Origin of the sequence: Actinobacillus lignieresii (assembly GCF_900444945.1) — a bacterium.
Lineage (GTDB): Bacteria > Pseudomonadota > Gammaproteobacteria > Enterobacterales > Pasteurellaceae > Actinobacillus > Actinobacillus lignieresii.
Genome location: NZ_UFRM01000001.1, coordinates 2,201,727 through 2,227,799 on the forward strand (window position 1 = coordinate 2,201,727; position 26,073 = coordinate 2,227,799).

Here is a 26,073-nt window from a genome sequence, read left to right on the forward strand (position 1 = left end):
AACAGCTTGCAATCTATAAATTTTAGGCGTATGTTAAAAAGCAATTCAACAAATTTATATTGAGAAAGCTATTATGAACTTTACCCGTACTCATCATCACCATCATTCAACCTGATATCTTTCGGGCATTTGAGTGTGGTCGGAAGGTAGAAAATCTTCCGAGTACATATAAAGCAAAATCGCATATCGCAGCAAAATACAAAACCTCTCGGAAGGCAACTTTCGAGAGGTTTTTTATATCCGAAATTTAAACACAACATGGGAAAGACAAAATGACAACCACAAACCGTTTACGTATCGCTCTGCAGAAAAAAGGGCGTTTAAGCAAAGATTGCAACGAATTACTCAAGCAATGTGGGGTGAAAATCAACTGGAACGAACAACGTTTAATCGCTTATTCGGAAAATATGCCGATTGAAATTTTACGGGTGCGTGATGACGATATTCCAGGCTTGGTTTTTGAAGGCGTGGTGGATCTCGGCGTGATTGGAGAAAATGTACTGGAAGAAGAGGAACTTGGTCGCCTTGCTCGAGGTGAACAAGTTGAATATAAAAAATTACGCACCTTGGATTTTGGCGGCTGCCGTTTGTCGTTAGCGATTGATCGTGACCGCAGTTATAACGGTGTGCAAGACTTCGTTAATTCACGTATTGCCACCAGCTATCCGAACTTACTCAAACGCTATATGAACGAAAAGGGCGTAGCATTTAAAAGCACCTTACTTAACGGCTCTGTCGAAGTCGCCCCTTCCGCCGGTTTAGCCGATGCGATTTGCGATTTGGTTTCATCCGGCGCAACCTTGGAAGCGAACGGCTTAAAAGAAGTGGAAGTGATTTATCAATCCAAAGCCTGCCTGATTCAACGTGCCGAACCGCTTTCAGCCGAAAAACAAGCGTTAGTCGATCGGCTACTTACCCGTATTCAAGGCGTACAACAAGCGGCGGAAAGTAAATACATTATGCTGCACGCTCCAAAAGATAAACTCAAAGAAATCACCGCACTTTTACCGGGTGTGGAAAACCCAACCATTCTCCCGCTCGCTAATGATTCCGCCCGTGTTGCGATGCACGTAGTTAGCCAAGAAAACTTGTTCTGGGAAACCATGGAACAACTGAAAGAAATGGGCGCAAGTTCAGTGCTTGTGCTACCGATTGAGAAGATGTTGGCTTAGAAATCTCCCCCTAGCCCCCTCTTTATCAAAGAGGGGGAATAAACGGAGAAAGAAAAGCCCCCCTCTTTTGTAAAGAGGGGCTGGGGGAGATTTAAAAACGAAAATGGAGAACAATATGCAAACCCTAATTTGGAAAAACTTAACCGAACAACAACGCAAAGAATCACTTACTCGCCCTGCGATTAGCTCTGCGTTCAATATTCAACAAGCGGTCGATTCTATTCGTGAAAACGTATTGGCAAATGGCGATAAGGCATTATTCGAGCTATGCGAAAAATTCGACAAAGTGAAATTAGATAATCTTGTTGTTTCAAAAGCGCAGATTCAAGCGGCAAGCGATCGTTTATCAGATGAACTAAAACAAGCGATCCAAAATGCCAAAGCGAATATTGAAAAATTTCACACCGCACAAATTCCGCAGCCGGTGGACATCGAAACTCAAGCAGGCGTGCGTTGCCAAGTGGTTACACGCCCGATTAATCGTGTCGGTTTGTATATTCCGGGCGGTTCTGCACCGCTATTTTCCACCGTGCTAATGCTCGCCATTCCCGCCAAAATCGCAGGCTGTAAAAAAATCGTGCTTTGCTCGCCACCACCGATTGCGGACGCTATTCTTTACGCTGCCGATCTTTGTGGCGTGGAAACCATTTACCCTGTGGGCGGTGCGCAAGCGATTGTCGCAATGGCTTACGGTACGGAAACTGTAGCGAAAGTGGATAAAATTTTCGGGCCGGGCAATAGTTTCGTCACCGAAGCCAAACGCCAAGTGTCACAAAGCGTAAACGGTGCTGCGATTGATATGCAGGCAGGGCCTTCAGAAGTATTAGTGCTGGCGGACGAAAATGCCGACCCTGATTTTGTGGCAAGCGACCTACTTTCCCAAGCGGAACACGGTGCAGACAGCCAAGTGATTTTAGTCACGCCAAGCGAAACCTTGGCAAAACAGACCGCACTTGCCATTAACCGCCAACTTGCAGAATTACCGAGAAAAGAGACCGCTTGCAAAGCTCTAGAACATAGCAGAATTTTCATTGCCGAAAGTCTCGAACAAGCGGTCGAAATCAGCAACGAATATGCCCCTGAACACTTGGTGGTGCAAGTGGAAAACGCCCGCTCATTGCTCGACCAACTCGACAACGCAGGCTCGATTTTCCTAGGGGCATATTCCCCAGAAAGTATGGGCGACTACGCCAGTGGCACCAACCACGTTCTGCCGACCTACGGTTACACCCGCACCACATCAAGCCTAGGCTTGGCGGATTTCAGCAAACGAATGACCGTGCAAGAACTCACGCCACAAGGTTTCAAAGATTTAGCCAAAACAGTGGAAGTGATGGCAAGTGCGGAACAGCTAGAAGCCCACAAACAGGCGGTGTCGATTCGATTGGCGAAGATTGCCTAGGACGAGCCGTCCTAGAATCGATAATCCCAGCCCCGCTGGGGTTGAAAATTAGAAAGACAAAGAGCCACAGGGTGGCTCGGATTAAGTAACCCCATACGGCTCGTATGGGGGTGGAAGGAACAAAATATGCAAATCTCTCAACTCTCTCGAAAAAATGTTCAAGCCTTAACCCCTTACCAATCGGCTCGCCGCTTGGGGGGCAATGGCGATGTGTGGCTGAATGCGAACGAATACCCGACTTCGCCAAACTTTGATTTAATCAACCGCACTTTTAACCGCTATCCGGAAGCCCAACCTGCTGATGTGGTAAATGGTTATGCCAAATATGCAGGCGTAAAACCTGAAAATGTGATCGTTACCCGTGGCGGCGATGAAAGCATTGAGCTGATTATCCGTGCCTTTTGCGAGCCTGCCGACAGCGTGCTTTACTGCCCACCGACTTACGGAATGTATAGCGTGTCGGCAGAAACCTGTGGCGTGGGGCTGAAAACCGTGCCTTTAACCACAGATTTTCAACTTAATTTGCCTGAAATCGAACGCAACCTTGACGGAGTGAAAGTGGTGTTCGTCTGTAGCCCAAACAACCCGACTGGCACGCTCGTCAAGCGGGCGGATTTGCTCAAACTTTTGCAAATCACCGCAGGACGAGCGATTGTGGTGGCGGACGAAGCCTATATTGAATTTTGCCCCGAAGCGACAATGGCGAGCGAGCTTGCTAACTTCCCACATTTGGCGATTATCCGCACGCTTTCCAAAGCCTTTGCTCTAGCAGGGCTACGTTGCGGTTTTACCCTTGCTAATGAAGAATTAATCGGCGTTCTGCAAAAAGTGATTGCACCTTATCCGTTGCCTGTACCTGTTTCTGATATTGCTGCTCAAGCCTTAACTGAACAAGGACTAAATGAGATGAAACAACGTGTGGCAAATGTGCTAGAAAACCGAGCATGGTTAATCGGACAGCTTAAAACCATTCCAAGCGTGATGGAAATTTTTGACACCGAAGCTAACTATGTTCTCGTCAAATTCCAAGACGGACAAAAAGTGTTTAAAGCATTGTGGGAAAAAGGCATTATTTTGCGAGACCAACACAAAGCCTTGGGATTGCAGAATTGTATTCGTATCTCGATTGGGACGAGGGAGGAGTTGGAGAGAGTAATCGATGAAATCCGAGTAGCCTGATGCGGAGCATCAGTACTATGCGTAACCTAGTACGTAGTGCTAGGATATGAGCAAAAACCACGCACTAACGTACGTGGTTATGCATAGTGATGTCGCTCTGCGACATTGTCAAAAGGAGAAAATATGAGCTACACCAGAAATCTATATCACATCATTTTTCGTACAAAATATGGTGTGCCGAGTATCGTAGAAGAAAATGAAGAATATCTTTATCGCTACATTTGGGGCTTTGTACGAGAACATCATTCGGTGCTTTATAGAGTGAATGGTATGCCAGATCATATTCATCTTTTGGTGGAACTGCACCCAATGCTTTCCGTAGCGGAATTTGTGCAGAAATTGAAAACCACAACCCATAAATGGATTGATGAAAATAAACACTTATTTCCTGAATTTTATGCGTGGTCGAGAGGATATTGTTCTTTGACCTATTGCGAACGAGATAAAGAAAAAATCATCAATTACATTAAAAATCAGAAAGAACACCATAAAACGCAAAATTTTGTTGATGAGACCAAATTCTTACTGACTGAAGCAGGCATTGAAATCAACGAAAAATTTTTTGAAAAAGATCTATAGCGATACAGAGTATCGCTACTATGCTTAGCCTAGCACGAGAGTGCTAGGAAACAGGAGAACCAATATGCAACCGACCCTATTCATCGACCGTGACGGCACTCTAATTGACGAGCCGAAAACGGATTTTCAAATTGATAGTTTGGAAAAACTGAAACTGGAACGTAATGTGATTCCTGCGTTACTGAAATTGAAAGATCACTACCGTTTTGTGATGGTCAGCAATCAAGACGGTTTAGGCACAGAGTCGTTTCCGCAGGAGAATTTCGACAAACCGCACAATGCGATGTTGGAGATTTTTCGTTCGCAAGGCATTGAATTTGATGCGATTTTGATTTGTCCACACAAGCCAGAAGACAATTGCGATTGTCGTAAACCGAAGATCAAATTGCTGAAAAAATATATCGACAAAAAATTGTTCGATCCCGACCGCAGTTTTGTGATTGGCGACCGTGCCACAGATGTTGAACTGGCGGAAAATCTCGGCATTCAGGCGTTGCAATATCACCCGGAAAAATTGGATTGGGATCTGATTGTGGAAAAATTATTGCCAAAAACGACCGCTTGTGAACGCCCACCACGCTATGCGGAAGTGGTTCGCACCACCAAAGAAACCGATATCAAAGTGCAGGTGTGGCTAGACGAAACGGGCGTGAACCAAATTAGCACAGGCGTGGGCTTTTTCGACCATATGCTCGATCAAATCGCCACGCACGGCGGTTTCCGAATGAACGTGCAATGTAAAGGCGACTTATGGATTGATGAACACCACACTGTTGAAGACACCGCTCTTGCTCTCGGCACGGCATTAAAACAAGCATTAGGCGACAAACGTGGTATTCAACGTTTCGGCTTTGTGCTACCAATGGACGAATGTAAAGCGGAATGCACCATGGACTTGTCGGGTCGCCCATACTTCAAATTTAAGGCAAAATTCAAGCGTGAAAAAGTCGGCGATTTTAGCACTGAAATGACCGAGCATTTCTTCCAATCGATCGCCTACACCCTAATGGCAACGCTCCACCTGAAAACCAAAGGCGACAACGACCACCACAAAATCGAAAGCCTATTCAAAGTATTCGGCAGAACCCTAAGACAGTGCATCAAAGTGGAAGGGAATGAATTGCCGAGTTCGAAGGGTGTGTTGTGATTTTCAGCAAAATGTAAATAATGTGAACAGTAGGGACACACTGCGTGTGTCCGTCGTGAAAACGGAGCGTGATTTAAAATGGACGCACGCAGTGCGTCCCTACAATCACGTTGGAAAAGTGCGGTTGGATTTTGCAAAGTTTTTGGGGATTTGACTGTTTATCATTAAGGAAGCCAATATGACAAATCAATTATCAATAGTAGAAAATAGCTTAACATTAGAAGTTACATCATTAATACAAAAATCAGTTCTAAGTGTTAGAGAAGATATGCAAGACAATCCTTATATTTTAGAAGCTATCAGGGTTTTATCTGTTCAAGGATATCGAAGTGCAATAGGATGTTTTTGGAATGCAGTTGTTGATGATTTGAGAAATAAAATTTTATATAGAAGTATCGATTTATTTAATAAGGAAATAAAACCAAACAAAGAGATAAAAAATTATGAAGATTTTCAAAATTATATAAATGATGATCAATTAATTGATGGAGCATATAAAATTGGAGTGATAGGTTGGGAAGCACAAAAAATTCTCAAACATGCCAAGGAAACTAGACATATTTTTGATGGGCATCCTAAAAGTAGTGACCCCAGTATTATTAAAGTATTAGATATGTTTAATGATTGTATTAAATATGTGCTAAATCAAGAGTATCCAAGTAAAATAATTGACATAAATGAATATATAAAGGTTCTTGAAGTTAATACATTTGATAGAAATGTTATTGCAGTTTCTAACGCTTTTGGGGATTTGCCAGAAATATATAAACAAGAGTTAATAAATCGGTTTTTTAATATATATATTCACCCGCAAACAACTAGTATATTAAGTTCTAATATTGAATTTGTATCTCCTATTTTATGGGGGTTATTAACAAAAGATATAAAGTTACAAATAGTAAGAAGAATTGACCAATTAATAATTCAGGGTAATTCTGATGTTACAAATAAAGGATTTTCTTTTGTTAGATTAGTTAATGCAAATGGATATTTATCGCAATCCTCTAGAGAATATAAATTACAACCGCTTATTAATAATTTAAAACAAAATACGCATAATTGGAGTGTTGAAAACCAATGTGTTAGAGAATTATATAATTATGCAGATATTGTACCTAATAAGTATATTAGAGATTATGTTTGGGCTTTGACTCATACATATATAGGTAATGTTGGGTATAGCTATAATTATAGCAGAACTGATTTTTATGCTAATGAAGCATCTGTATATATACCGCAGATGTTTGAAAAATTTAATAATGAAATGATAGAAGCTTTTATTGAAACGATAAAAACAAGTGATTCTCTGAAGAGAATTATAGAAACTCCATCAAAATTACGAAGATTAAGAAATCTAGCAGTAAAGGTTGAGGATAAACTAACTACTAATAATCAATCAAAAGATTTTTTACGCATATTGCTTGATGAAACTAAAGAAAAAGAATTTTTTGATGAGTTAAGATAAATAATGAGTAATAAATGACTAACCTAATAATCATCAACACAGGCTGTGCAAACCTGTCATCTGTAAAATTTGCATTCGATCGCTTGGGGATTCAGGCGGAGATTAGTTGTGATTTAGACAAAATTAAATCGGCAGACAAGCTCTTGCTCCCTGGTGTGGGGACGGCTATGGCTGCGATGAAGATTTTGCAAGATCGTGATTTGATTGACACCATTCGCAACGCCACTCAGCCAGTGCTTGGTATTTGTTTGGGTATGCAGTTAATGACAGAATTTTCTGCCGAAGGTGAGGTGGACACGCTCAAGCTAATGAGCGGCAAAACCGAGCTAATCCCAAATACGGGCTTGCCATTGCCACATATGGGCTGGAACAAGATTCAATATCAAGCCGACCACCCGTTATTTCACGGCATTGAGCAAAACAGCCATTTCTATTTTGTGCATAGCTATGCGGTGTTGCCGAATGAAAACACCATTGCTACCGCTGACTACGGCGTGCCTTTCTCGGCAGCGATTGCGAGCAAAAACTTCTACGGTGTGCAGTTCCACCCCGAGCGTTCAGGCAAAAATGGCGCAATGTTGTTGAAGAATTTTGTGGAGCTTATTTAGTGCCTCATACTGCCGTATGAGGTTACGCATAGTGCGGTTGCTCCGCAACCAATTTTGTTTGTCGCAGAGCGACAATACAATTATTAACCTAGCACGGTTAGTGCTAGGCATACAGGAAACAAACACAATGAAAAAATCAATAATTATCCCCGCCCTTGACCTGATTGACGGCAATGTAGTGCGGTTACATCAGGGCGATTATGCTAAGCAAACCACCTATTCCGACAATCCGATTGAGCAGTTCGCTAGCTACCTTGCACAAGGGGCGGAGCAGTTGCATTTGGTCGATTTGACTGGGGCGAAAGATCCGATGAAAAGACAGACCGCACTTATCGGCAAGATTATTGCGGAAACAAATTGCCAAATCCAAGTGGGCGGTGGTATTCGCACCGAGCAGGACGTGGCGGATTTATTGGCAGTGGGGGCAAATCGTGTAGTAATTGGCTCAACGGCGGTGAAAGATCGAGCTATGGTCAAAGGCTGGTTTGAAAAATACGGTGCGGAAAAATTCGTACTGGCGTTGGACATAAACATTAACGCAAGCGGTCAAAAAATTATTGCGATTAGCGGTTGGCAAGAGGCGAGCGGCGTGTCGCTCGAAGAGCTGATCGAAGATTATCAAGCGGTCGGATTGCAGCACGTTTTGTGTACCGATATTTCCCGAGACGGCACGTTGGCTGGCTCGAACGTGGATCTTTACCGTGAAATCAGTGCCAAATACCCTGAGATCCAATTCCAATCATCAGGCGGAATCGGTTCGCTTGACGACATCAAGGCGTTAAAAAGCACAGGCGTAGCGGGCGTAATCGTTGGGCGTGCGTTGTTAGAAGGTAAGTTTAATGTAGCGGAGGCAATCGAATGTTGGCAAAACGGATAATCCCTTGTTTGGACGTGCGTAACGGTCAGGTAGTGAAAGGCGTGCAGTTTCGCAACCACGAAATTATTGGCGATATCGTACCGCTTGCGAAACGCTATGCACAAGAAGGGGCGGATGAGTTGGTGTTTTACGACATTACCGCCTCATCAGACGGTCGCACGGTGGATAAAAGCTGGGTGGAGCGTGTGGCACAAGTGATCGATATTCCGTTTTGTGTGGCAGGCGGGATCAAAACCCTTGAAGATGCGGAAAAATTGTTCGCATTCGGGGCTGATAAAATCTCGATAAATTCGCCCGCACTTGCCGATCCGAATTTGATTACCGCATTGGCAGATCGCTTTGGCGTGCAAGCTGTGGTAGTGGGCATTGATAGCTGGTTCGAGCAAGAAACAGGCAAATACTGGGTCAATCAATATACTGGCGATGAAAAACGCACTCGCCAAACCAACTGGCAACTGCTTGACTGGGTGCAAGAAGTGCAAAAACGCGGCGCAGGCGAAATCGTGCTAAATATGATGAACCAAGACGGTGTTCGCAACGGCTACGATTTAACCCAACTCAAATTAGTGCGTGAAGTGTGCAAAGTACCGTTAATCGCTTCAGGAGGTGCCGGCGAAATGGTGCATTTCCGAGATGCGTTTATTGAAGCAAATGTCGATGGCGCATTGGCAGCGAGTGTGTTCCATAAGCGGATTATTGAGATTGGGGAGTTGAAGGCGTATCTTGCGGAAGCGGGTGTGGAAGTTCGGAAGTAATACACTGCGTACGTATACCTAGCACTAACGTGCTAGGTTAAGCATAGTTTTGTCGCTCTGCGACAGTTTAGGTTGCGGAGCAACCATACTATAAGTAACCTCATACGTTAGTATGGGGTATAAGCGGTCAAATTTTAGGAAAAATATGCAAATTCAAAATATAAACTGGCAAAAAGTAGATCAATTACTCCCGGTCATTATCCAACACTTCCAAACCAGTGAAGTATTAATGTTGGGTTATATGAACCCAGAAGCGTTAAATAAAACCTTAGCGGAAAAAGTCGTAACTTTCTATTCTCGCACCAAGCAACGCCTGTGGACGAAGGGCGAAACCTCAGGGCATTTTCTCAATGTGGTAGATATGAGTTTGGATTGCGATAACGATACGTTATTGATTTTAGTGAATCCAATCGGGGCGACTTGTCATACGGGTGAGGGGAGTTGTTTCCACCAATTTGAAAGCCAGTCCGAAGGCGATTGGACGTGGTTTGCGAAATTGGAACAGGTGCTTGCCGAGCGCAAATATGCCGATCCGGAAAGTTCTTATACCGCCAAACTCTATACTAAAGGCGTGAAGAAAATCGCTCAAAAAGTGGGAGAAGAGGGCGTTGAAACCGCATTGGCGGCGGTGTCGCAAGATAAAGAAGAAGTAGTAAGCGAAGCGGCGGATTTAGCCTATCATTTAACCGTATTATTACATTCGATGAATCTCGAATGGGGCGATGTGATTGCTAAATTAAAAGAGCGTTATCAGGGCATTGGGCTTCACCCAGAAGGCTCTAATAAATAATACAAGCGGTTGGATTTTGTAAAAAATTTGCAAAATTTGACCGCTTGCGTATAATTCGCCCCTCAAAATTGGTTGCCGAGTTCCCTTACCTCGGCTTTTTTATTTTTAAAAAGGAACAATATGAACTTTCAAATTGATTTTTCAGACGCACAAAAGCGTCGTTCTCTGGTTTTACTTTCCCTTTTTCATATCTTTATTATCGCTATCAGTAACTATTTGGTACAGATTACTTTTGAGGTCAAGATTCCGTTTACCGATATTGTGATTCCGACCACTTGGGGGACTTTCACTTTCCCGTTTGTGTTTTTGGCGACGGATTTAACCGTACGAGTATTTGGTGCAAGTCTTGCCCGTAAAATTATTTTTGTCGGTATGTTGCCGGCGTTACTGATTAGTTATGTGATTTCAGTGCTGTTTTTTGAGACGCAATTCCAAGGCTTTAATGCGTTAAACGAATTTAATCTGTTCGTGTTTCGTATTGCTTTAGCCAGTTTCTGTGCTTATGTGGTGGGGCAGTTATTGGATATTGTGGTGTTTAACCGCTTACGTCAGGGTAAAACTTGGTGGCTTGCGCCGATGTGTTCGACCATTTTCGGCACCTTGATTGATACCTTCGCTTTCTTTGCGGTGGCGTTTTATAAAAGCGATGATGCTTATATGGCGGAACATTGGTTCACCATCGGTACGGTGGACTATGCGTTTAAACTATTTGTTAGCTTATTACTGTTTTTACCGCTCTATGGCGTGTTACTCAATTATTTAGTCAAAAAATTTAAACTGAAATAGTCGTTTGGGGATTATGCCGAAAAAAGGTATAATCCCCTTACTTTTTTCTGCGTATTTGCAAGAAAATTGAGAAATTTAACCGCTTAAATTAAGAAGAGAGAGCAGCATGAGCAAGATTCCATTAAGAACTGAAGAAGAGATTGAGAAATTACGTGTCGCTTGTAAATTAGCCTCTGACGTATTGGTAATGATTGAGCCGTATGTGAAAGAAGGCGTAAGCACGGCAGAATTAGATCGTATTTGCCACGAATATATCGTAAACGAACAGCAGGCGATTCCGGCGTGTTTAAACTATCACGGCTTCCCGAATGCGACTTGTATTTCATTGAACGAAGTGGTGTGCCACGGTATTCCGAGTGCGGATCGCAAGTTGAAAAAAGGCGATATTTTAAATATTGACGTGACGGTGATTAAAGACGGTTACTACGGCGACAACTCAAAAATGTATGTGGTCGGCGAGCCGAGCATTCGTGATAAACGTTTAATTGAAGTGACGTTAGAATCGCTTTATATCGGTTTACGCACGGTAAAACCGGGCATTCGTTTAAAAGAAATCGGTAAAACCATTCAGCAATATGTGGAAAAACAAGGTTTCTCTGTGGTGCGTGAATACTGCGGTCACGGTATCGGTACCGAATTCCATTGTGATCCGCAAGTGCTTCACTACAATTCTGATGACGGTGGTGTAGTATTGCAAGAAGGTATGGTGTTTACCATTGAGCCGATGGTGAATGCGGGTAAAAAAGAAATCCGCAATATGCCGGACGGTTGGACGGTGAAAACTAAAGACCGTAGCCATTCGGCACAGTTTGAACATCAAATTGTGGTAACCAAAGAAGGCTGTGAAGTGATGACGATTCGTGACGAAGAAATTGCCGAAGGTCGCATTTCTCGCATTATGAAAAACGTTTAATCGTGATACACAAAAAATCCACCGTACAAGCGGTGGATTTTTTTATGTTTTTTGTAATGAAATGTAACTAGGCTTTCGTTAGAATTTCTAATAGCTCGGCTTCAACTTGTTTACCGAATTTACCCATACGGAAATCGGCTTTCAACTCGTCAAAATTTTCCGGTTCCGCTGCCATTTTTTGCTTTAAGAATTGCGGAAATTCGCATAAAACCAGTTCGGTTTTTCCGTTACGAATATCAAAGATACTTGGAATTTTTTGTGCTGAAATGACCGCTTGTTGCTGTTCGTCGCTATCAAAATGTTTACGTTCTTTGTTGTCTTTACGGGCGACGTATTTCACATTGATATTCGGATTGAGTTTGGTCATACGTTGGAAGTAAGCGACAATTTCTACGCAGTCCGGGCAATAAGGCTCCGCCATCACCAGCCAATCGCCTTGTACGCCGACGGCTTTAAGCTTTTCTTCGGTTTCCGCTTCTAATTTTACATCGACGTAAACCTCAAGCTGATTTTCACGGTCTTCGTCACTATTAAATTCTAAATATTCATAAAAATGTGCCATAGGATGTCCTTTTAAACAGAGTATTTTTGATATTAATGTCGCCAAATAATTTCGCAATCCACTTTTGTACTGTTAATCGTTTTGCGTTGCAGTTTTTCCCGCATCAGGCGGAAAGCGCTTAAAGCGATTTGATCGTGATCTTGTGCGATTGAATGAATATGAAACGGTAGCGCATCAAGCAAATGATGATCGTCAAAGGTGGCTAAATGCAGCTCCTGATTCATCAATTTCGCCATTTGTTTATGTTCGGTTAAATAGCGCAATACGCCTTCCAAAATGGTATAAGAAGCGGTAAACACCGCTTCCGGTAAACGTCCTAAACGCTCAACCACTTCGGCAAACATTGCATAGCCCGATTCCGGTTGGTAATCTTTATGTAAAATCCAATCGCTTTGTACTGCTAAATGCGATTGTTCCAAACCTTCGTAAAAACCTTTTAAGCGCGAGGTACTCGGCGAAAGCGAAAGTTGTCCGCCTAAATAGAAAAATTCTTTCGGCTGGTAAGCCCGTACGATGTTTTCCACCAATTTCGCCACGCTTGGCGTATCGTCGCTGACGATATAATTCAATTCCAAATTCGGAATATGGCGGTCGATATGTAACACCGGCGTGTGCTTGATGATTTTTTGATAATAATTCGGGTCTTGATGCGTCGGGGCGGTAATCAGCAAATCCACTTGGCGATCAAGCAAACGATCAATCACCAGTTTTTCTTGCTGAGGATTATCGTCGGAACAAGCGATCACAAGCTGTAAACCGTTTTCTCGGCACAGTTTTTCAAGATTGCGAGCGGTTAAAGCGAAACCGTAGTTGGTGAGATCGGGAATCACTAAGCCGATAACGTTAGAACGCTGCGCTTGTAACGCTTTGGCATAGATATTGGCACGATAGCCGTATTGTTCGGCGATCGCTTGTACTTTTTGGCGCGTTTCGGGTTTGATGCGAAAATCATCGCTTCTACCGTTGAGAATCATACTTGCCGTCGTTTTCGACACGCCGCTAAGTGCCGCTATATCGCTAAGCGTCAGGCGTTTTTTAGCTTTGGATTCCACAATGTTCTCCTCAAAGGTGGCTTCTAATTTTGAAGCGAAAGGGCGCAAGTTTTGCTTGCGCCTATTGTTATTATTTATCTTGAATTTGAATCGGCTGCACTTGAGCAATCTGAACAGTCAGCGGACGAGAAGTTTCTAACAGATTGATTCGATTTGCAATAAAGAATCGCGATGTCATCACTTTTTCTCCGCCGTTGATGAAAATTTCCACGATAGAGCGGTCGAAAAAAATCTCTAATTTATCGAGTTTCTCAACTTCACAATGACGAAGGCTTCCGAATTTTTCCATTAGCTCGGTTTGCTCGGTTGCACTGCGATCCAGCGTTAATAAACCGTGCTCATAACGTAAGCCTAATGTTTGCCCTTTATCATTGCTAAAGAAGTTTAATGCAAGCGGTTGATTTTCGACGGAAATTTGCAAATAAGCGGTATCCAGATTGTCGATTGCAATTTTTTGCTCAATTTCGACCGCTTGTTTTGCGGCGAGTTGAACGATCGGCGTTTGCTGAATTTTACCGTTTTGCACTTTCGTTTGACGCGGCAGGCTTAAGGTTGAATGCCATTTGTATTTATCAGTCGGATAAGTTAAATCCGGCAAGCCGACCCAACCGAATACGATACGATCCGTATTTTGTACCGATTGCGGCGCATAGAAATCAAAACCGTAGTCCAGCTCTTCGATATGTTCGGCAGTTAAGCTGTTACCCTCTAATTTACCCAACGCATAGGTAGCGTGATAGTTGTTTTGGAACTGATGCGCTTCGCGCAATTTACCCTGCGGCGACCAAACAAACACATCTTTACCGTCAAGTCGGAACAGATCCGGACATTCCCACATAAACACATTATCGTTATCAAAGTCTTTTACCGTCAATTCGGCAATTAAACGAGGCGTACTGTCGAGATCGTCCATTTCATATACTAAGCAAGTTCCGGTTAGGTTCTCACGTTGTGCGCCAAGCACAAAGCGAATTTTACCTTCTGCAGTCACAAAGGGTTTAGGATCTCGAACGTGCTCGCTATAGCCGGCAGGCGCTTGATCGATAATGCAACGTTTTTTCAATAATTTGCCCGACTTATCAAAAATCGCAATATTTTGGTGCGGAACACGTTGGTTATCGCTCGCACGGCGAGTATTGCCGGTGTAAAACGCCACGATTTTGTCTTGCCACAGAATCGCACCGCCCGAATAGCAACCGTGTGATTCGAACATTTCATCCGGGATCAAGCGGTCGGATTTTTCAAAAGTTTGTAAATCTCGGCTAATAAAATGCTCCCAATGTTTCATACCGTGCATGGCGTCATAAGGGAACCATTGCGCAAAGATATGGTATTTCTCACCGTCAAAAATTAAGCCGTTCGGATCGTTAAATAAACCGGTTTGCGGTGCCAAGTGGTAGGTCGGATAGAAATCTTTATCGGAAAGCACGCTTTGGCGGATCGTATCTAATTCGCCCTGTTGCGCCGCGTGCAGGCTTTTGTATTTGCCGTTATTGAAAATCTGCATAGTAAAATCCTAAGTGACAAAAAAGCGGTGAAATTTCACCGCTTGTTGTGATTATTGCGCTAAAAACGCTTCTAGCTCGGCTTTATTCGGTAATGCCGACATTGCACCTTTTGCGGTTGTCGCTAATGCGCCGGAAGCATTCGCTTTACGAATAACATCCACTAATACGCTTTCGTCTTTCCAATCCGCAACTTGTGATAAACCGGCAAGTAAGCCGCTGACGAACGCATCGCCGGCACCGGTGGTATCAACCGGTTTTAACGCTTTACCGGCAACCGTTTGGCTGTGACCGTTTAAGTGATAAATCGCCCCGTCTTTACCTAAAGTGATAATGATTAATTTTTCCAGATATTGAGCGGTAATCGCTTTCGTCGCTTGTTCAAGCGTTTCAGTATCGGTTAAAAGGGTTAATTCTTCTTCAGAGAATTTAAGCACGTCCGCCATTGCCACTACGCTATTGACCACTTGTTTCATTTCTTCAAGACTTGCCCAAAGCGATTCGCGTAAATTCGGGTCAAATGAGAAGAAACCGCCCGCTTCTTTTACACGGCGAATCGCTTCAATTGTGGTTGAACGTGAAGGATCGTTAATCAATGCGATAGAGCAGCAGTGTAGGAAATCGCCTTTTTGGAAAGTCGGTAAATCGCCTACTTCAAGGAATTGATCCGCACTCGGGTTTACCATAAAGGTAAAGCTGCGCTCACCGTCGTCTAAACCGACGATCACGGTTGAGGTGCGTTGTTTCGGATCGAGGATCATATGTTCGGTCGAAACCTTTTCCGCATTAAGCGTTTGCTGCATAAATTTGCCGAGCGGATCCAAACCGACGCGACCGATAAAGCCGGCTTCAACGCCCAGACGCGAGACGCCGACCGCAACGTTTGCCGGCGCACCGCCCGCACATTTCAAATAGTGATTTTCGCCGTCCGGAATTAAATCTACTACGGCATCGCCGGTTACCCAAATTTTGCCCATAATCGTGTTCTCTTATCTAGTCAAAAATAGTTAATTTATCTTAGCTAAAACGGTTTAGTTTTGCAAAAGCTATTTCAAGCCATTTAGCCATTATAATTCAAATAAAGGTTTCATACACGAGGAATTACCGATGAAAAAGTCTCTAATCGCACTTTGTTTTACTTCGTTTTTTGCCGCCGCTCCTTTGATGGCGGAGCAGATGAAAGTCGAAAATCTTGATTTAATTCCGGCGGCGAATTTACCGACGGTGGAAGCGGAATTAACCGTTGCGCCGAATGTGCCTAAGCCGTTAGAGCGCGATACGCCGGCAAAAGTGGTGGTCAAGCTGGAAACCTTGGAAAAGGTAATGGAAATCGATAAAGGCGTGAAGTTTAAATATTGGACGTTCAACGGCTCGACACCGGCGCCTTTTATTCGAGTGCGAGAAGGGGATATGGTGGAGTTGCAACTTTCTAATCCGGCAAACGGCAAAATGGCGCATGCGGTGGATTTCCACTCCGCCGCCGCACCGGACGGCGGGGCGAAAGCCAGTTTAACCGAAATCGGTAAGCAAACGACCTTTGCCTTTCGAGCGATGTCGCCGGGGTTATATTTATATCATTGCGGTGCTGATCCGGTCTCGGTACATTTAGGAAAAGGTATGTTCGGTTTAATGTTGGTCGAACCTAAAGAAGGGTTACCGAAAGTCGATAAAGAATTCTATTTAATGCAAAACGAATTTTATGTGAAAGACGGTACCAATCCGGAAATTAAAATTTTCGATATGGGCAAAGCTAGTTATGAATTACCCGATTATGTGGTGTTTAACGGTAAAGTCGGTTCGACTACGGGTAAAAACGCTTTAAAAGCGAAAGTCGGCGAGAAAATCCGTCTATTTGTCGGCAATGCCGGTCCGAATAAAATTTCCTCTTTCCATTTGATCGGTAAACCCTTTGATACGGTCTATGTTGAAGGCGGTTCGCTTAAAAATCACCACGTACAAACCACGCTGATTCCGGCGGGTGGTGTTACCGTGGTTGAAATGGAAATGAAAGTACCGGGCGAATATACCTTTATTGATCACAGTATTTTTAGAACCGATAAAGGGGCGAAAGGTAAGCTGATTGTCGAAGGACCGGAAAATCCGGAACTTTATACCGGTAAAACCAAAGAACAGCAATACGATAAAGTCAATCCGGATGCGGATATTGATGCGGGTTACGTGCATTAATAACAGTTAAATAAAAAACTCAGCTTTTTAGCTGAGTTTTTTATCTGCGTTTGAAAATAGCCGGAGATTAATGACCGCTTAACACTTTCGCCGGTTCTAATTTTGCCGCCCGAGTTGCAGGATAAAGGCTGGCAAACAGGCTTAATACAATGGTGGCGATTAACACATAAGCGACATCTTGCCAGTGCAGTTCGCTCGGTAGGAAATCTACGAAGTAAACGCCGTCGGATAACAATTTGATGCCGAAAAATCCTTCAATCGCTTTAATGATTGCGGTTAAATTCAGCGAAAGTATCACACCGAGTATAATCCCAGCCAACGCCCCTTTCATACCGGACAATAAACCGTACCATAGAAAAATACGTTTGATAAAACCATTATTCGCACCGAGTGTACGCATAATCGCAATATCACCTTGTTTGTCTTTTACCGCCATAATCAGCGTAGAAATAATATTAAAACACGCCACACCGATCACTAATACCATTGCGATATACATCACGGTACGCACCAGCTGAATATCGTTATACATATAACCGAATTTTTCAATCCAAGTATTGAGATACAATGGCTGATTAAAGTTGGCAAGTTCCGGCATTCGCAGTTCTTGTACTTTAAACGGCGCTTTTAGTGCCAACTCTATGCCCGAATATTCGTTCGGTTGATATTCCAATAACTCTTGGGCTTTTTCAATCGGTAATAACGCATAGCTATGGTCGAGTTGCCCTTCCAGTTTTAGTACGCCGGTTACCAGTAAGCTGAAACGTAACGGTTGAGCCAATTTGCCGTCTTCAGTCGGCTGCGGTAATAACAGCGTGACTTCATCGCCAGTGACGACTTCCAAATCTTTAGCAATGCCGGCACCAAGAATCAAGCCGCCTTGTTGATGGAACGCTTGCCATTGCTCACTCGGAATATAATGGCTAAGCGAACTGACTTTATCTTGCTTAACCGGATCAACACCTCGAACTTGGGCGATTTTTAGTTGCGTACCGTTTTCAATCAAGCCGGTAAAGCTAACGAAGGGCGAAGAAGCGGTCACATTCGGATTACTATTTGCAAGATTTTCCAGTTTTTTACCCGCTTGTATCGGGGCGTTTTCATTACCGTTGTAGGAATACAGTTCAGCGTGCGGAACAACGGAAAGCACTCGCTGATTTAACTCTCGCTCGAAGCCATTCATCGCACTTAAGCCGATAATTAATACAGCGACACCAAGCGCAATCCCAATACTGGAAAACAGCGAGATTAAGGAGACCAACCGATTTTTTTGTTTGCCTCGTTGATAACGCCAGCTAATAAAAAAAGGGGTATTCATTAATCTGCCTCACTTAATACACCGTCTCGCATTACAAAGCGGCGAGCTAATTTATTTGCCAGATTTAAGTCGTGAGTGACCAATAAAAACGCAATATTTTGTTCGGTATTCAGTTGTTTGATCAGATCAAAAATACTTTCTGTAGTTTTTTGGTCGAGGTTACCGGTCGGTTCATCAGCTAATACGAGCGCCGGATTATTAACTAACGCACGGGCAATCGCGACACGTTGGCGTTCGCCACCGGAAAGCGCTGACGGACGATGAGTAATTCGGTGCGATAATCCGACCGCTTGTAGCATTTTTTCGGCACGATCGCGTGCTTCGCTTTTATTTTGATTACCGATTAGCATTGGCATCATCACGTTTTCAAGCGCAGTAAAATCCGCCATTAAGTGATGGAATTGGTAAACGAAACCGAGATTTTGGTTACGTAGTTGCGCCAGTTTATTCGCACTTAATTTTTGTAGCGATTGTTGTTTGATCCAAACTTCGCCGGAACTCGGTTGATCCAAACCGCCAAGCGTATGTAATAGGGTACTTTTGCCTGAACCGGATGAGCCGACAATTGCCACCAATTCACCGCTATTCATCGAAAATGAAACGTCTTTGAGGACTTGCACCTTTTGGTTGCCCTCATCATAAAATTTGCTGATATTTTCACAGCGTAATAATTCGGTCATATTGTTTTTATCTTCATTTAAGTGGAAATATTTAGAACCACGGAACACACTGAATACACAGAAATTTTTTCCGTACTATCCGAGTATTCCGTGGTTAAGAATATTTATATCCCAATCCGAGGTTTCTCTTGTAAACCTCAGAATACACGGAATACATAGAAATTATTGCATTTTATTTTCCGTGTTATCCGAGTATTCCGTGGTTAAAACTATTCGTATCTCAATGCCTGAGCCGGCTCAATTTTTGCCGCTCGGTATGCCGGATAAAGGGTACAAACCAATGACAACACAATCGAAGTCACGATAATGGTTGCCACCTGCATTGGCGAAATCAGTGTCGGCAGATGAATATTCGGATTGAGTAACGCCACAATCTCATCCAAATTGAGCGTGATAATCGTACCGATAATGCCACCCAAAATCGAACCGATTACGCCGACAATCGCACCTTGGAAAATAAAAATTTGCGTTACTTGTCGTTTAGTTAAACCTTGGGTTTGTAAGATGGCGATTTCACCTTGTTTATCCACCACCATCAGACTGAGTGAGGTCACGATATTGGAAATGGCAACGATAATGATCAGGCTGATCAATAAACCCATCATATTTTTTTCCATACGAACCGCTTGGAAAAATTCACCTTTTTGTTCTCGCCAGTCACTAATTTGGTAGTTATTTGCAGCGAAATGTTGGCTAAGTTCGGTAACTTGGAACGGATCTTGCAAATATAACCGCATACCTTGCACTTGGTCTTCGGTTATCCGCAGTAAACGCCCAACATCGGCAAGGTTGGCGAAAAGGGTATATTCGCTTGCTTCATTGTTGCTGTGATAAACGCCGACTACGTTAAATAAACGCTGAACCGGCACACGCCCCATCGGCGTATATTGACTGTTTTCGGTAATCATCAAGCGGATCTTTTCGCCAGTACCGATATTCAACTTATTTGCAAGGCGCGAACCGATCAATACGTTAAATTCACCTTGTGGTAAGAGTGTTTTGACATCTTCGCCAATCAACATTGGATCGTCACTTTCATTTTCAACACCAAGTAACTGACCGGCGTTGATTCCTTGTTGGCTTTGAATAATCACATTCGCCTTATTAATCGCCACACTTTTACTGGCAAATGACGGTAAGCTAAGTGATTGATTTTTATCGAAATGTCCTTCTTGTGGTAATACAATGGCGTGCGGAAGTGTTGAAAGCAAATTGCGCTTTTGCATATTCTCCAAGCCGTTCATGACCGACAGCACGATCACTAATGCCATTACGCCAAGTACGATCCCGAAACTTGCTAAGTTGGTCACCAAACGCCCGAACCGGTCGGCACTTTTGGAACGCCAATAACGAAAGGCAATAAAAAGAGTTGTTAAATTCATAATTTATCTTGAGTTACATTACTCCAATACAAAAGCAAGCGGTCAAATTTACCGAATTTTTTGCAAATTTTCGCTAACTTTAAACCGCTTGTGTCTTTTGGAAATGAGGCTATTTCGTAGAAAATTATTTTCCGTTGAGTACAAATTCTTCCATATTCTGCGTCACTTTATTCACTAAAGTGGTAACCGCCGAATTGCTTGCCCACGCAACGTGCGGGGTAATTAATAAGTTCGGTAAACGTTTTGCCGCCTGCATTAACGGATTGTCTTTTTCCGGCGGTTCTTTGACTAATACGTCCAGCGCCGCACCGGCAATCTTGCCCTGTTCTAAAGCCGCTAATAATGCTGCTTCATCCACTAACGGGCCTCTGCCGGTATTGATTAAATAAGCGGTCGGTTTCATTAATGCCAAGGTTTCGGCGTTAATCAGGTTTTGAGTTGAATCGGTGAGCGGGCAATGTAATGAAATAACATCCGCTTGCTTAAACACTTCTTCAAAAGCGGTATAACCTTCGCGAATTTCAGTTGCACCTTTGTGTTCTGCAAAAATGACTTTCATTCCGACCGCTTGTGCTAAGCGAGCCACCTCCGAACCGGTGTTGCCTTTGCCGAAAATACCTAAGGTTGAGCCGCGAATATCGGTTACCGGATGATCGACATAGCAGAATTGTCCGCAAGTCGCCCAACGATCCGAGGTGATTTGATCACGATGATAACCGATTAAGCTGTGCTTTAACGCAAAAATCATACCTAAAACGTGTTCCGGCACCGTTGTGGTGGAATAGCCGGTTACGTTTTTTACTGCAATACCCAGCTCTTTCGCTGCGACTAAATCAACATTATTGGTACCGGTGGCGGTAATCGCAATTAATTTAAGTTTCGGTAATTGAGCCAGTAATTTTCTGCCGAGTAATACTTTGCTGGTGACGATAATATCCGCATCTTTAGCACGCTCAAAGGTTTGTGAAGCATCGGTACTGTCGTATTCAGTCCAAGTATGAGGAAATGAAGGGCGAGGGATTTCGTGGGTAGGCACGCCGGTTTTATCTAAAAAAACGATATTAAGCACAGTCATAGGAGGCTCCTTAAATTTTTACCACGAGAAGTAATGACTCCTCGTGGTAATTGCATTAATTTGACGTATCGATTTCTTCGAATGATTTCACTAAATCATCGATCGCTTTCATTTGGCTAACGAATGCTTCTAATTTTGATAACGGTAAGGCTGACGGACCGTCACATTTTGCATTATTCGGATCCGGATGCGCTTCAAGGAATAAACCGGCTAAACCGATCGCCATACCGCTACGAGCCAATTCGGTTACTTGATCACGGCGACCGCCGGATGCTGCACCGAACGGGTCACGGCATTGTAATGAATGAGTCACGTCAAAAATGACCGGACAGCCTTTCGATACTTTTTTCATAATGTTAAAGCCGAGCATATCCACTACTAAATTATCGTAGCCGAAGTTAGTCCCACGGTCGCAAAGGATCACGTTTTCGTTACCGCATTCCGCAATTTTTTCCACAATATTGCCCATTTGACCCGGGCTTAAAAATTGTGGTTTTTTCACGTTGATTACCGCACCGGTACGTGCCATTGCTTCGACTAAATCCGTTTGGCGAGCTAAGAACGCCGGTAACTGGATAATATCTACCACTTCTGCAACCGGTTTGCATTGATAAATTTCGTGTACGTCGGTAATGATATTTACACCGAAAGTATCTTTTAATTCTTGGAAGATTTTTAAACCTTCTTCCATACCCGGTCCACGGTAAGAATGAATTGACGAGCGATTCGCCTTATCGAACGAAGCTTTAAATACATAAGGCACACCAAGTTTATTAGTAACTTCTACGTATTGTTCACAGACACGCATTGCCATATCGCGGCTTTCTAATACGTTCATGCCGCCGAATAAAGTAAACGGCTTATCATTCGCCACTTCGATATTGCCGACTTTTACGATTTTGTTGTTCATGTTCTATTTCCTTAATCCAAAAGGATTTTAAGTAAGTTAAAGGTTAAAAATTAATGTAATCGACTTTCTTTACTTTTTTGCTCTAAACCTTTTATTTCGAGTTTGAGCATGACTGCAGAAGGATCTTCCGGACATTGATCGATAAAATAGCTGAGATCTTCATAAGCAGCTTGGAAGCAATCCATACTTGCCAGCACCATACCGCGATCACGGATTTCATACGGATCTTCCGGGCTGAATACTAAGCGATATTCGATTAAGCGTAAGGTTTCTTCGTATTTACCTTCACGAGTGAGAGCCATTTTAAACACGGTTTCCACTCGTTCTAATAATTCGGACGGTTTTGCTCGGCGGAGTAATTCGGGAGTAAGCTCCGTACCGTAGCCGATTTCACCTTCAAGCCATTTACCGAGCAATTCCAACGGCATAAAACTGCCATCCCACGGATTAATAAAACGTACGGTGGTTTTACCTTTCTCATCTTTCATCTCGGCACGCAGAATTAACTGAGTCGGGAAATTAACCGGATAAATAGGTAAATCGAGCGAAGCCGCTAAATAAAGCACGATTGCTCCAACCGAAACCGGCATACCTGAATGCGTGCGAATCACTTTATTGAGTAACAGATTATCCGTATGGAAATATTGCTGATAATGGCAGTTAAATCCCCATTCCTGATAAACTAAAGTAAGCAATTGTCGGATTCTGTCCGCATCGGATTCGGCATTCACTTGATAGCGAGCTTTTTTCACTAAAGCCGACATTAAACCGAATACCTGAGGTTCGGTTAAGGAATCATCCACCAGTAATGTTAAGCGTACCATTTCACGGTACAAATATTTTTGTAATTCTTTCGGGCTGATTTCAACTTTCGGCAGATCTAATTCTTTTAATAATTCTTCAATCACATCGTCCATTTATTTTGCCTTTCTTACTGCTTTAGTTAAGCGGTCATTACCGCCGTAATCTTGGAATGATTCAATCTCATCCCATTGATAGTGTTTGAAAATTTGTTGCACCGCTTGAGCTTGTTGCCAACCGTGTTCCAATATTAATGCGCCGTTATCGCTTAAGTGAAGCGGTGCGTTTTCGATAATTTTTTGCAAATCGCTTAAGCCGTCCTGCTCGGCAACAAGAGCGGAGAGCGGTTCAAAACGTACATCGCCGTATTGAAGATTCTCATCTTGTTGATCAATGTAGGGCGGATTGCTAACAATAAGATCAAATTGCTGATTTTCAAGAGCGGAAAACCAATCGCTTTGTAAAAATCGAACGTTTTCAAAGCCTAAATTTTGACGATTGGTTTCGGCAAGCGTAACCGCCTCCAGCTTAAAATCCACGCCGATAATTTGCGCTTTATCGCCCAATTCTGAAGCAAGTGCTAAGGCGATAGCTCCGGTACCGGTGCCTAGATCCAAAATTTGCAACGTTTGTTGGCTTTCCAACCGCTTGTAAACCCAATCCAACGCGACTTCAACCAAACGTTCCGTGTCCGGACGAGGAATTAACGTATGCGGCGAAACTTTCAACGGCAACGACCAAAATTCCTTTTCGCCTAAAATATACGCCATCGGCTCGCCCTGCAAACGGCGAGCCAATAATTGCGCAAGTTCCGCTAATTCCGTCTGATGCAGCGCAGTTTCGCCAAACGCAAAAATGGCAGATTTTGTGCGTTTTGTGACCGCTTGCAAAAGTAGATTGGCATCGGTTTTAGGATTCAGATAAGGATCTTGGGCAATATTGGCATTAAGTGCCGCTATTGCCTGATCAAGCCATTGGGTATAGTTCATATTATTTGTTCGGACGAACACAAAGTCCGGTACGAGCCGTACCGCCGATATTTTGTTTAATGCTAAACGCATTCGGCGCAAAATTGCTTACTTCGATATTTAACGGTTTTTGTTCCGCTTTTGCTAATTGGTTGTTAATTGCTTCGTAGTATTTTTGCTCGGTAGTATTGAGCTTTTTATCCGTTTTTAATGCTTGTTGGATTTCCGCACTATGCGCTCGAGTAATAGTGCCGTCGATAAACTTATAGGTCAGTTGTTTGTTATCGTAAGACCAACTACCGGTACGTTTCACATCATATTGGAATAACGGTTTATCGTTCGGTAACATCACTTTGCCTAAATAAGTCGCTTTGCCGTCTTTGCTTAATGTAACATTGTTACTGGTTGCAATGTTGCCGCCGTCCATACGACATTCCCAGTTACCGATAAAACTTTTTGCGCTCATAGGCTCATTAACGGTAGAAGTTGAGTTGTTATAAGAACAAGCCGCAAGTAAGCTGACTGTTGCCGCTAAAATAATTTTTTTCATATGCTTTCCAAAATAAAAGTAATTTAACTAAAAAGAAGAGGGCGGTTGCGCCCTCATCACGCTTAAGCCTGCTCTGAAAGCGCGGCTAATTGATCCGCTTGGTATTCAGTAATAATCGGTTGAATTAATTCGTCAATTTTACCGTTCATCACTTCGTCTAAGCGGTAAACCGTAAGGTTGATACGGTGATCGGTAACGCGACCTTGCGGGTAGTTATAAGTACGGATCTTATCCGAACGGTCGCCCGAACCCAGTAAGTTACGGCGGGTATCCGCTTGTTCCGCCGCTTGGCGTTCTTGTTCAACTTGCACGATACGAGAAGCTAACACCGCAAGTGCTTTCGCTTTGTTTTTGTGTTGTGAACGTTCGTCTTGGCACTCTACTACGATACCGGTCGGAATATGGGTGATTCGTACCGCAGAGTCGGTGGTATTAACGTGCTGACCGCCGGCACCCGACGAGCGATAAGTATCGATACGTAAATCCGTTGGGTTAATTTCCGGCATTTCCGATTCCGGTAATTCCGGCATGACTGCAACGGTACACGCAGAGGTGTGGATACGGCCTTGTGATTCGGTTTTCGGTACACGTTGTACACGGTGACCGCCCGATTCGAATTTAAGCTGACCGTACACGCCTTCGCCGCTGATTTTAACGATAATTTCTTTATATCCGCCTTGTTCGCTTTCATTGGCGGACATTTCTTCGATTCTCCAGCGTTTGCTTTCGCAATAACGGCTGTACATACGGTATAAATCGCCGGCGAAAATACCCGCTTCGTCACCACCCGTACCGGCACGAATCTCTAAGAATGCGTTGTATTCGTCATTCGGATCTTTCGGCAGTAACAGAATTTGTAAGTGTTGCTCCAGATTTTCGATTTCGGCTTTATTTTCCGCAATTTCTTCCGCCGCCATCTCTTTCATATCCGGATCATCAAGCAGAATTTGCGCTTCTTCGATATCGCTGTTTAATTTTTTCCAACGGTTGAAAGTCGTCACTACTTCTTCAAGTTGCGAATATTCTTTTGAATAAGCACGGAATTTGTCTTGATCGTTAATCACGGACGGATCACCTAATAAGGCTTGTAATTCCTCATGACGTTCGCTCAGGCTTTCTAATTTGTTAATAATAGAGTCTTTCATTGTTCGATTTATATCTGTTTAATTGAGTGAAAAATATTGGGATTATAGCTGAAAATGCGGAAAAATGCTCGCAGTAAAAATAATAATAAGCGGTTGAATTTCGTTAAAAATAAGTAATTTTTTAAACATAAAATTGATGACCGATTTCCTAGCTAAAATTTTCGGATCTGTCAATCGCACAAGCGGTAAATTTTTCACAAAAATTTACAAGATTTCCACAGGATTTTCAGGTATTATAACCAATCTTTTTCACTCATTTTATTCC

General features: G+C 43.1%; 26 protein-coding genes and 1 other annotated feature. Of the genes, 13 read left to right on the forward strand and 13 right to left on the reverse strand.

Features of this window, described 5'->3' with window-relative positions:
• Positions 1-93: 93 nt before the first annotated feature.
• Positions 94-238, forward strand: a sequence feature (His leader region).
• A gap of 34 nt (positions 239-272) precedes the next feature.
• From hisG to map, 12 genes are all read left to right on the forward strand, one after another.
• The gene (gene hisG, locus DY200_RS10485) at positions 273-1,172 is read left to right on the forward strand and encodes an ATP phosphoribosyltransferase (RefSeq protein ID WP_115587930.1); all 900 of its coding nucleotides are present in this window, start codon (positions 273-275) and stop codon (positions 1,170-1,172) included.
• A gap of 115 nt (positions 1,173-1,287) precedes the next feature.
• Positions 1,288-2,574: a histidinol dehydrogenase gene (gene hisD, locus DY200_RS10490; RefSeq protein ID WP_115587931.1), complete on the forward strand. Its 1,287-nt coding sequence runs from the start codon at positions 1,288-1,290 to the stop codon at positions 2,572-2,574.
• Between the two features lie 126 nt (positions 2,575-2,700).
• Entirely contained in the window at positions 2,701-3,753 is a 1,053-nt protein-coding gene (gene hisC / locus DY200_RS10495; protein WP_115587932.1) for a histidinol-phosphate transaminase, read from the forward strand.
• Between the two features lie 123 nt (positions 3,754-3,876).
• Positions 3,877-4,332, forward strand: coding sequence for an IS200/IS605 family transposase (tnpA, locus tag DY200_RS10500; protein WP_115587933.1), 456 nt, complete (start codon positions 3,877-3,879; stop codon positions 4,330-4,332).
• A 64-nt stretch (positions 4,333-4,396) separates the two neighbouring features.
• On the forward strand, positions 4,397-5,479 hold the full coding sequence (hisB, locus tag DY200_RS10505) for a bifunctional histidinol-phosphatase/imidazoleglycerol-phosphate dehydratase HisB (RefSeq protein ID WP_115587934.1): 1,083 nt from the start codon (positions 4,397-4,399) through the stop codon (positions 5,477-5,479).
• Positions 5,480-5,657: 178 nt separating this feature from the next.
• Positions 5,658-6,944 carry a hypothetical protein gene (locus DY200_RS10510; protein ID WP_115587935.1) on the forward strand — a complete coding sequence of 429 codons (1,287 nt, stop codon included), beginning with the start codon at positions 5,658-5,660 and terminating at the stop codon, positions 6,942-6,944.
• Positions 6,945-6,958: 14 nt separating this feature from the next.
• Positions 6,959-7,552 (forward strand): imidazole glycerol phosphate synthase subunit HisH, encoded by a 594-nt coding sequence (gene hisH / locus DY200_RS10515; protein ID WP_115587936.1) that lies wholly within the window; start codon positions 6,959-6,961, stop codon positions 7,550-7,552.
• A 127-nt stretch (positions 7,553-7,679) separates the two neighbouring features.
• Positions 7,680-8,429 (forward strand): 1-(5-phosphoribosyl)-5-[(5-phosphoribosylamino)methylideneamino]imidazole-4-carboxamide isomerase, encoded by a 750-nt coding sequence (gene hisA / locus DY200_RS10520; RefSeq protein WP_115587937.1) that lies wholly within the window; start codon positions 7,680-7,682, stop codon positions 8,427-8,429.
• Entirely contained in the window at positions 8,411-9,184 is a 774-nt protein-coding gene (gene hisF, locus DY200_RS10525) for an imidazole glycerol phosphate synthase subunit HisF (protein WP_115587938.1), read from the forward strand. The genes hisA and hisF overlap by 19 nt, the downstream gene beginning before the upstream one ends.
• Positions 9,185-9,329: 145 nt before the next feature.
• Positions 9,330-9,974, forward strand: coding sequence for a bifunctional phosphoribosyl-AMP cyclohydrolase/phosphoribosyl-ATP diphosphatase HisIE (gene hisIE, locus DY200_RS10530; protein WP_115587939.1), 645 nt, complete (start codon positions 9,330-9,332; stop codon positions 9,972-9,974).
• A 120-nt stretch (positions 9,975-10,094) separates the two neighbouring features.
• Positions 10,095-10,760: a 7-cyano-7-deazaguanine/7-aminomethyl-7-deazaguanine transporter gene (locus DY200_RS10535; protein ID WP_015674525.1), complete on the forward strand. Its 666-nt coding sequence runs from the start codon at positions 10,095-10,097 to the stop codon at positions 10,758-10,760.
• Positions 10,761-10,866: 106 nt separating this feature from the next.
• Positions 10,867-11,673, forward strand: a complete 807-nt coding sequence (map, locus tag DY200_RS10540; protein WP_015674526.1) for a type I methionyl aminopeptidase — start codon at positions 10,867-10,869, stop codon at positions 11,671-11,673.
• A 67-nt stretch (positions 11,674-11,740) separates the two neighbouring features.
• Here map and DY200_RS10545 read toward each other — a convergent pair whose 3' ends face one another.
• From DY200_RS10545 to DY200_RS10560, 4 genes are all read right to left on the reverse strand, one after another.
• A complete protein-coding gene (locus tag DY200_RS10545; RefSeq protein ID WP_115587940.1) occupies positions 11,741-12,235 on the reverse strand; it encodes a thioredoxin family protein in 495 nt (164 codons plus the stop codon).
• Positions 12,236-12,267: 32 nt separating this feature from the next.
• Positions 12,268-13,287, reverse strand: coding sequence for a LacI family DNA-binding transcriptional regulator (locus tag DY200_RS10550; protein ID WP_115587941.1), 1,020 nt, complete (start codon positions 13,285-13,287; stop codon positions 12,268-12,270).
• Positions 13,288-13,357: 70 nt separating this feature from the next.
• Positions 13,358-14,794 (reverse strand): glycoside hydrolase family 32 protein, encoded by a 1,437-nt coding sequence (locus DY200_RS10555; protein WP_115587942.1) that lies wholly within the window; start codon positions 14,792-14,794, stop codon positions 13,358-13,360.
• 51 nt (positions 14,795-14,845) lie between these two features.
• The gene (locus tag DY200_RS10560) at positions 14,846-15,769 is read right to left on the reverse strand and encodes a fructokinase (protein ID WP_115587943.1); all 924 of its coding nucleotides are present in this window, start codon (positions 15,767-15,769) and stop codon (positions 14,846-14,848) included.
• A gap of 130 nt (positions 15,770-15,899) precedes the next feature.
• Here DY200_RS10560 and nirK point away from each other — a divergent pair, with 130 nt between their 5' ends.
• Entirely contained in the window at positions 15,900-16,979 is a 1,080-nt protein-coding gene (gene nirK / locus DY200_RS10565) for a copper-containing nitrite reductase (protein ID WP_115587944.1), read from the forward strand.
• A gap of 67 nt (positions 16,980-17,046) precedes the next feature.
• On the opposite strand, the gene lolE is transcribed toward nirK, so the two are convergent.
• The 9 genes from lolE to prfA form a co-directional block, all read right to left on the reverse strand.
• Positions 17,047-18,297, reverse strand: a complete 1,251-nt coding sequence (lolE, locus tag DY200_RS10570) for a lipoprotein-releasing ABC transporter permease subunit LolE (RefSeq protein ID WP_115587945.1) — start codon at positions 18,295-18,297, stop codon at positions 17,047-17,049.
• Positions 18,297-18,977, reverse strand: coding sequence for a lipoprotein-releasing ABC transporter ATP-binding protein LolD (lolD, locus tag DY200_RS10575; protein ID WP_115588004.1), 681 nt, complete (start codon positions 18,975-18,977; stop codon positions 18,297-18,299). The genes lolE and lolD overlap by 1 nt, the downstream gene beginning before the upstream one ends.
• A gap of 209 nt (positions 18,978-19,186) precedes the next feature.
• The gene (locus DY200_RS10580; protein ID WP_115587946.1) at positions 19,187-20,359 is read right to left on the reverse strand and encodes a lipoprotein-releasing ABC transporter permease subunit; all 1,173 of its coding nucleotides are present in this window, start codon (positions 20,357-20,359) and stop codon (positions 19,187-19,189) included.
• A gap of 124 nt (positions 20,360-20,483) precedes the next feature.
• On the reverse strand, positions 20,484-21,434 hold the full coding sequence (locus tag DY200_RS10585; protein ID WP_115587947.1) for a 2-hydroxyacid dehydrogenase: 951 nt from the start codon (positions 21,432-21,434) through the stop codon (positions 20,484-20,486).
• Between the two features lie 55 nt (positions 21,435-21,489).
• Complete coding sequence (kdsA, locus tag DY200_RS10590) at positions 21,490-22,344, reverse strand: 3-deoxy-8-phosphooctulonate synthase (protein WP_005595560.1); 855 nt, start codon at positions 22,342-22,344, stop codon at positions 21,490-21,492.
• Between the two features lie 50 nt (positions 22,345-22,394).
• Entirely contained in the window at positions 22,395-23,261 is an 867-nt protein-coding gene (locus tag DY200_RS10595) for a SirB1 family protein (protein ID WP_115587948.1), read from the reverse strand.
• On the reverse strand, positions 23,262-24,134 hold the full coding sequence (gene prmC, locus DY200_RS10600; protein WP_115587949.1) for a peptide chain release factor N(5)-glutamine methyltransferase: 873 nt from the start codon (positions 24,132-24,134) through the stop codon (positions 23,262-23,264).
• 1 nt (position 24,135) lies between these two features.
• Positions 24,136-24,663, reverse strand: a complete 528-nt coding sequence (locus DY200_RS10605) for a glycoside hydrolase family 43 C-terminal domain-containing protein (RefSeq protein WP_115587950.1) — start codon at positions 24,661-24,663, stop codon at positions 24,136-24,138.
• 62 nt (positions 24,664-24,725) lie between these two features.
• Positions 24,726-25,808, reverse strand: a complete 1,083-nt coding sequence (gene prfA, locus DY200_RS10610) for a peptide chain release factor 1 (RefSeq protein WP_005602997.1) — start codon at positions 25,806-25,808, stop codon at positions 24,726-24,728.
• Between the last annotated feature and the right edge of the window lie 265 nt (positions 25,809-26,073).